Origin of the sequence: Streptomyces sp. 840.1, from assembly GCF_003751445.1 — a bacterium.
In the GTDB taxonomy this organism is placed as follows: domain Bacteria; phylum Actinomycetota; class Actinomycetes; order Streptomycetales; family Streptomycetaceae; genus Streptomyces.
Genome location: NZ_RJUU01000003.1, coordinates 982398 through 989320, shown reverse-complemented (window position 1 = coordinate 989320; position 6923 = coordinate 982398). Strand labels below are relative to the sequence as shown.

Sequence of the window (6923 nt, the reverse complement as noted above, 5' to 3'; positions counted from 1 at the left end):
TCACCGTGCCGGAGACAGCCGGCCGGGGCGGGCGGGAGCGTCCGGTGATCTTTTGGACTCTCTCGGGGAAGCCCGGTGGCGTGAGCGGCCCGGACCCCGAACACATCACCCACGCATTTCGCCAACTCACCCCGAAGCCGCTCCACATCCCCAGCTTCACACTCGAAGGATCCCCACCACCAGGCAAGATCACCCAAGGCAACGAAGCACTACCAGGTGGACCGGGGCCGGCCGGCGCAGGGGGCGCTCCCCGTCGGCCGGCCCCGCACCCGTGCAGCGGGCGGGGCGCCTCAGCGGCTGTGGACGGCCGTCGCCTCCAGAGCGATGCGGTGCTCACCCGCGTACACGTTCATGGAAGGGCCCCGCAGGAAGCCGACCAGGGTCAGGCCGGTCTCGGCCGCCAGGTCGACGGCGAGGGAGGACGGCGCCGAGACGGCCGCCAGCATCGGGATGCCCGCCATCACCGCCTTCTGCGCCAGCTCGAACGAGGCCCGCCCCGAGACCAGCAGGATCGACCGGGACAGTGGCAGCCGGTGGTCGGTGAGGGCCCGTCCGACCAGTTTGTCGACCGCGTTGTGCCGGCCCACGTCCTCGCGTATGTCCATCAGCTCGCCCGTCTCGGAGAACAGCGCCGCCGCGTGCAGGCCCCCGGTCCGGTCGAAGACCTGCTGCGAGGCGCGCAGCCGGTCGGGGAGGGCGGCCAGCAGCGAGGGCTCCACCCGGACCGGGGGAGTATCGGCGACGGGGTGCCGGGTCGTGGTGCGGACCGCGTCCAGGCTGGCCTTTCCGCACAGCCCGCAGGAGGACGTCGTGTAGACGTTGCGCTCCAGCGTGATGTCCGGGACCACGACGCCGGGCGCGAGCCGCACGTCCACCACGTTGTACGTGTTGACCCCGTCGGCCGTCGCCCCGGCGCAGTACACGATCGACTGCACCTCGTGGCCCTCGCCGATCACGCCCTCGCTCACCAGGAAGCCGGCCGCCAGCGCGAAGTCGTCACCCGGGGTGCGCATGGTGATGGCGAGCGGCTTGCCGTTCAGCCGGATCTCCAGGGGCTCCTCGGCGACGAGGGTGTCGGGGCGCGTGGACACGGCCCCGTCCCGGATGCGGATGGTGCGGCGGCGCTCGGTGACCCGTCCCATGACCGTTAGACCCGATTCTGTACGTGTTGGAAGCCGAAGCGGCCCTTGATGCAGAGGTTGCCGTGGGTCACCGGGTTGTCGTGCGGCGAGGTGACCTTCACGATCTCATTGTCCTGCACATGGAGCGTGATGTTGCAGCCCACCCCGCAGTAGGCGCAGACAGTGGTGGTCTCCGTCTGTGCCGGTTCGTCCCAGGTCCCGGCCGCCCGCATGTCGAATTCCGACTTGAACGACAGCGCCCCCGTCGGGCAGACCTCGATGCAGTTACCGCAGTAGACACAGGCCGAATCGGTGAGCGGCACCCCGTGCTCGGTGGAGACACGGGCGTCGAAACCGCGGCCCGCGATGGCGATGGCGAACGTGTTCTGCCACTGCTCGCCGCACGCGTCGACGCACTTGTAGCACTGGATGCACTTGTCGTAGTCCCGGACGTAGAGGTCGTTGTCGACCTTCGGCTCCTCGTTGACCCGGGCCGCGTCGGCGCCGAAGCGGCCCGGCTCCGCCCCGTACTCCTTGATCCACCCGGCGGCCCCGGGCGTCGTCGACAGGTCGGTGGACGAGGCGAGCAGCTCCAGCACGACCTTGCGGCTGTGCCGGGCCCGCTCGCTGTCGGTACGCACCGTCATTCCCGCCTCGGCCCGGCGCGAGCACGCCGGGGTGAGGGTACGGGCCCCCTCCACCTCGACGACGCACACCCGGCAGGCGTTCTTCGGGGTGAGCGTGTCGCCCTGGCAGAGCGTCGGTACGTCCGTGCCGGCGGCCCGGCACGCCTCCAGGATCGTCGATCCCTCGGGCACCCGGGTCTCCCGGCCGTCCAGGGTGAACTCGATCAGCCGGCGCGGCAGTCGCAACGGAACAGCGGTCACTTGTAGACCCCCAGACGGTCGATGGCGGACTCGACGGCATTCCACGCGGTCTGGCCCAGACCGCAGATCGAGGCATCGCGCATGGCCTGCCCCACCTCTCTCAGCAGGGCGATGTCATCGGCGGCCGCGGCGCCGGTACGGTCCTTGATCCGGTGCAGCGCCTCCTCCTGGCGCACCGTGCCGACCCGGCAGGGCACGCACTGGCCGCACGACTCGTCCCGGAAGAACTCCGCGATCCGCAGCAGGACACGCGGCAGCTCCACCGAACCGTCCAGAACCAGTACGACGCCCGAGCCGAGCGTGGTGCCGGCGGCCCGGGTCCCCTCGAAGGTGAGCGGGATGTCCAGCTCGCCGGGGCGGACGAACCCGCCCGCGGCCCCGCCCAGGAGCACCGCGCGCAGATCCTGCGGCGGGCCCGCGAGCTCCAGCAGCTCCCGCAGGCTCGCACCGAACGGCAGCTCGTAGACCCCGGGCCGGGCCACCTGTCCCGATACGCAGAACAGCTTGGTGCCGGTGGACGAGCCGGTGCCGGTGGCCGCGTAGGCGGCGGCACCGTGTTCCAGGATCGCCAGCACGTTGACCAGCGTCTCGACGTTGTTCACGGCCGTCGGCTTCCCGAACAGGCCCTTCTCGACCGGGAACGGCGGCTTCGAGCGCGGCTCCCCGCGCAGGCCCTCGATCGAGTTGAAGATCGCGGTCTCCTCGCCGCAGATGTACGCCCCCGCGCCCCGCCTGATCTCGATGTCGAAGGCGTACCCCTGGCCCAGGACGTCGGGACCGAGCAGGCCGCGTGTGCGGGCACTGTCCAGGGCGTGGCTCAGCCGCTCGTACGCCAGGGGGTACTCGCCGCGCAGGTAGACGAACCCCTGCCGGGCACCGGTCGCGTAGCCGGCCACGGTCATTGCCTCGACGAGGGCGTACGGGTCGCCCTCCATCAGCACCCGGTCCTTGAAGGTGCCCGGCTCGCTCTCGTCGGCGTTGCAGACGAGGTAGTGCGGGGTGTCGGGCTGCTGCGCCGTGGCCTCCCACTTGCGGCCGGTCGGGAAGGCGGCGCCGCCGCGGCCGACGAGCCCCGCGTCGAGCACCTCCCGGATGACGCCGGCGGGGCCCAGGGCGAAGGCGCGGCGCAGCGCGGTGTAGCCGCCGCTCGCACGGTAGTCGTCGAGGGAGGCGGGGTCCGTGGTGCCGATGCGCCTGAGGAGAACGAGTCCGGGGCGGCCGGCCTGGGGGACGGCGGCTTCGGGCGGGGGCCCGGCGGGGGCGGCCCCGGGGGCGCGGGCCGCGTCGGTGAGGGCTCCGGCGGTGGCGGGGGCGACGACCGAGGCGGTGTGCGGGGCGCCCGCCCGGAGCAGCAGCGCGGCCGGGGCCCTTTCGCACAGGCCCAGACAGGGGCTCTCCTGCCAGACCGCACCCCGCACCGGTGTGCCCGCCGGGGCCAGGGACGCCGTCAGCTCCGCGCCCAGCGCGGCCGAGCCCCGGGCGGCACAGGCCAGGTCCGTGCAGACGTGGAGGACCTTCGCCGGGCGGGGGCGCAGCGAGAACATCGCGTAGAACGTCGCGACCCCGTACGCCTCGGCCGGGGCCACCGTCAGCCGGCGGCAGATGTAGTCCAGGGCGCCCTCGCTGATCCAGCCCACCCGGTCGTTCACCGCGTGCAGGGCGGGCAGCAACTGGTCGCGCCGGTCCTTGGCGGCCGCCGCGCCGCCCCTGGCCCACCGCAGGTCCTCGTCGCTGCGGGTGGCCGCTCCCTCCCAGCCGGACGCCGGCGGGCCCAGCAGGGCGTCCACCGCCTGCCGTTCGGTGTCCGTGGGGGTGGCGCCGGTGAATTTCAGGTCCATGCGGGCACCAGCTTCTCGATCCGGATCGCGGAGGCCTTGAACTCGGCGGTGCCGGCGATCGGACAGTTCGCCTCGATCGTCAGCACGTTGGTGTCGACCTCGTCGGGGAAGTGCATCGTCATGAAGGCGAGTCCGGGCCGCAGTCCGGCCTCGATCCAGACCGGCGCGGTGACGCTGCCCCGCCGCGATGACACCCGGACCTCCTCGCCGGTCGCGACCCCGTAGGCGGCGGCGTCCTCCGGGCAGAGCTCGATGTACTCGCCGCGCCGCAGTGGTGAGGCGTAGCCACCGCTCTGCACACCGGTGTTGTAGGAGTCCAGCCGCCGCCCCGTGGTCAGCCGCAGCGGGTACTCCTCGTCGGTGAGGTCGACCGGCGGATCGTGCCGGACGAGACCGAAGGGGGCGGCCCGGCCGCGCCGCACGGGATCGGTCTCCCAGAGCCGGGCGTGCAGGAAGCTCGACGGCAGCCGGTCCGTGTCGGGGCAGGGCCACTGGAGCCCCTGGTGTTCCGCCAGCCGGTCATACGTCATCCCGAAGTGGTCGGGGGAGAGTGAGCGCAGCTCGTTCCACACCGTCTCGGCGTCGGTGAACTTCCAGTCGTGGCCCAGGAGTCCGGCGAGCGCGCAGAGGATGTCGATGTCCTCCCGGGCCTCGCCGGGCGGCACCAGCGCCGCCCGTACCCGCTGCACCCGGCGCTCGCTGTTGGTAGTGGTTCCGTCCGTCTCGGCCCAGGCGGCGGTCGCGGGCAGCACCACGTCCGCCAGCTCCGCGGTCCTCGTCAGGAAGATGTCCTGCACCACCAGGTGGTCCAGGGCCTCCAGCCGCCGTACGGCCTGTTCGCTGTCGGCCTCCGACTGGGCCGGGTTCTCGCCGATGCAGTACACCGCACGCAGTGCGCCGCTCTCCATCGACTCGAACATCTCGGTGAGCGTCATTCCGTACCGGGGCTGGATGACCGTGTCCCAGCTCCGCTCGAACTTCTGCCGGGAGTGCGGGTCGAGGATGTCCTGGAAGCCGGGCAGCTTGTTGGGGATGGCGCCCATGTCGCCGCCGCCCTGCACGTTGTTCTGCCCGCGCAGGGGCTGGACGCCGGAGCCGTACCTGCCGACGTGGCCGGTCAGCATCGACAGGTTGATCAGGGCGCGGACGTTGTCGGTGCCGTTGTGGTGCTCGGTGATGCCCAGCGTCCAGCACAGCTGGGCCCGTTCGGCGGTGGCGTAGGCGTGGGCCAGGTCGCGGATCGCCTCGGCCGGTACCCCGGTCACCTTCTCGGCCGCCGAGAGCGTCCAGGGTTCGACGAGCGCGGCGTACTCCTCGAAGCCGGTTGTCGCGCGGGCCACGAACGCCCGGTTGACCAGCCCGGCGTGGATGATCTCGCGGCCGATCGCGTGGGCGAGCGCGATGTCCGTACCGACGTTCAGGCCGAGCCAGCTCTCCGCCCACTCGGCCGTGGAGGTGCGGCGCGGGTCGACGGCGTGCATGCGGGCGCCGTTGTGGATGCCCTTCAGCACGTGCTGGAAGAAGATCGGGTGCGCGAAGCGGGCGTTGGAGCCCCACATCACGATGAGATCGGTGTGCTCGACCTCCTCGTAGGAGGAGGTGCCGCCGCCCGAGCCGAACGCCGCTGAGAGGCCGGCGACGCTGGGGGCGTGACAGGTCCGGTTGCAGGAGTCCACGTTGTTGGTGCCCATCACCACCCGGGTGAACTTCTGCGCCACGTAGTTCATCTCGTTCGTGGCGCGGGCGCAGGAGAGCATCGCGAAGGCGTCGGGCCCGTACTCCTGCCGGGTCTGCCGGAACCCGGCAGCCGCGCGGGCCAGCGCCTCGTCCCAGCCGGCCCGGCGCAGGGTGCCGTCCGGATCCCGGACCAGTGGGTGCGTCAGCCGTTCGTACTGCTTGCGCTCACGTCGCTTGCGGTTGTTGTTCACGGTGCGCTCCCTGCTGGGGCCGGGGCGGGCGAGGAGGTGGTGGCGAGGAGATCGGCGAGCGCGTGCACGGCGCGCAGGGTCGGTACGGGGACACCGGCCAGGGCCGCCAGTTCGACGACGGCCGCGAGCAGCACGTCGAGTTCCAGGGGCTTGCCCTTCTCCAGGTCCTGGAGGGTGGAGGTCTTGTGGTCACCGACGCGCTCGGCGCCCGCGAGGCGCCGCTCCACGGAGATCCCGGGCCGGCAGCCGACCGCGGCCGCGACGTCGAGGGTCTCGCGCATCATCGAACCGACGAGTGCGCGGGTGTCCGGGTGGCGGCAGATCTGGCCCATGGTGGCTCTGGACAGGGCGCTGATCGGGTTGAACGAGATGTTGCCGAGCAGCTTGATCCAGATGTCCTTGCGCAGATCGGGCTCCACCGGGCATTTGAGCCCGCCGGCGACCATGGCCTCGCTGAACTCCCGGCAGCGGCGGGAGACGGTCCGGTCGGGCTCGCCGATGGAGAACCTGGTCCCTTCGAGGTGGCGGACGACACCGGGTGCCTCGATCTCCGTCGCCGCGTAGACGACGCAGCCGATCGCCCGCTCGGGCGGCAGCGTGGAGCTGACCGTGCCGGCCGGATCGACGCTGTTGATACGGCGGCCGGCGTGCGGGCCCGCGAGCCCGTGGAAGTACCACCAGGGGATGCCGTTCTGGGCGGCGACGACCGCTGTGCGGTCGTGCAGCAGGGGGTGGACCAGGGGGCCCGACGCGGCGTACGAGTTGGCCTTCAGCCCGAGGAACACGAAGTCGACGGGCCCGACCTCCGAGGGGTCGTCGGTGGCCGACGGGCGTGCGGTGAAGTCGCCGCGCGGACTGAGGACGCGTACGCCGTCGCGGCGCATGGCGGCCAGATGGGGCCCGCGGGCGATGAGATGGACCTCGGCGCCGGCGCGGTGGAGCGCGGCCCCGACATAGGCGCCGATCGCGCCGGCACCGACAACTGCGACTTTCACGGGGCTCTCCGTTCGGTAGGGACCGAGCGAGGCGGGAGCGGGGGAAGCAGTGCGAGGAGTACAGCAGGAGGGAGCGGGACAGCGGGTCGGAGAGGTGGAGCGGAAGAGCGGGGTGCGCCGGGAAGCGCGGGACCGGAACAGGAGACGCTGTCAA

Annotated in this window: 5 protein-coding genes; all 5 read right to left on the bottom strand. The window is 72.1% G+C overall.

All coding sequences use genetic code 11. The features are described from left to right. Positions 1-290: 290 nt before the first annotated feature. The 5 genes from fdhD to EDD93_RS36820 are packed head-to-tail and all read right to left on the bottom strand — an operon-like array spanning position 291 to position 6769. Positions 291-1142 (bottom strand): formate dehydrogenase accessory sulfurtransferase FdhD, encoded by an 852-nt coding sequence (fdhD, locus tag EDD93_RS36840; protein ID WP_123530910.1) that lies wholly within the window; start codon positions 1140-1142, stop codon positions 291-293. Positions 1143-1147: 5 nt separating this feature from the next. Then, complete coding sequence (locus tag EDD93_RS36835) at positions 1148-2008, bottom strand: 2Fe-2S iron-sulfur cluster-binding protein (RefSeq protein ID WP_123530908.1); 861 nt, start codon at positions 2006-2008, stop codon at positions 1148-1150. Next, the gene (locus EDD93_RS36830; protein WP_123530906.1) at positions 2005-3846 is read right to left on the bottom strand and encodes an NAD(P)H-dependent oxidoreductase subunit E; all 1842 of its coding nucleotides are present in this window, start codon (positions 3844-3846) and stop codon (positions 2005-2007) included. The genes EDD93_RS36835 and EDD93_RS36830 overlap by 4 nt, the downstream gene beginning before the upstream one ends. Next, positions 3837-5774 carry a molybdopterin oxidoreductase family protein gene (locus EDD93_RS36825; RefSeq protein WP_123530904.1) on the bottom strand — a complete coding sequence of 646 codons (1938 nt, stop codon included), beginning with the start codon at positions 5772-5774 and terminating at the stop codon, positions 3837-3839. Before EDD93_RS36825 ends, EDD93_RS36830 begins: the two co-directional genes overlap by 10 nt. Next, entirely contained in the window at positions 5771-6769 is a 999-nt protein-coding gene (locus tag EDD93_RS36820) for a 2-dehydropantoate 2-reductase (protein WP_123530902.1), read from the bottom strand. Before EDD93_RS36820 ends, EDD93_RS36825 begins: the two co-directional genes overlap by 4 nt. Between the last annotated feature and the right edge of the window lie 154 nt (positions 6770-6923).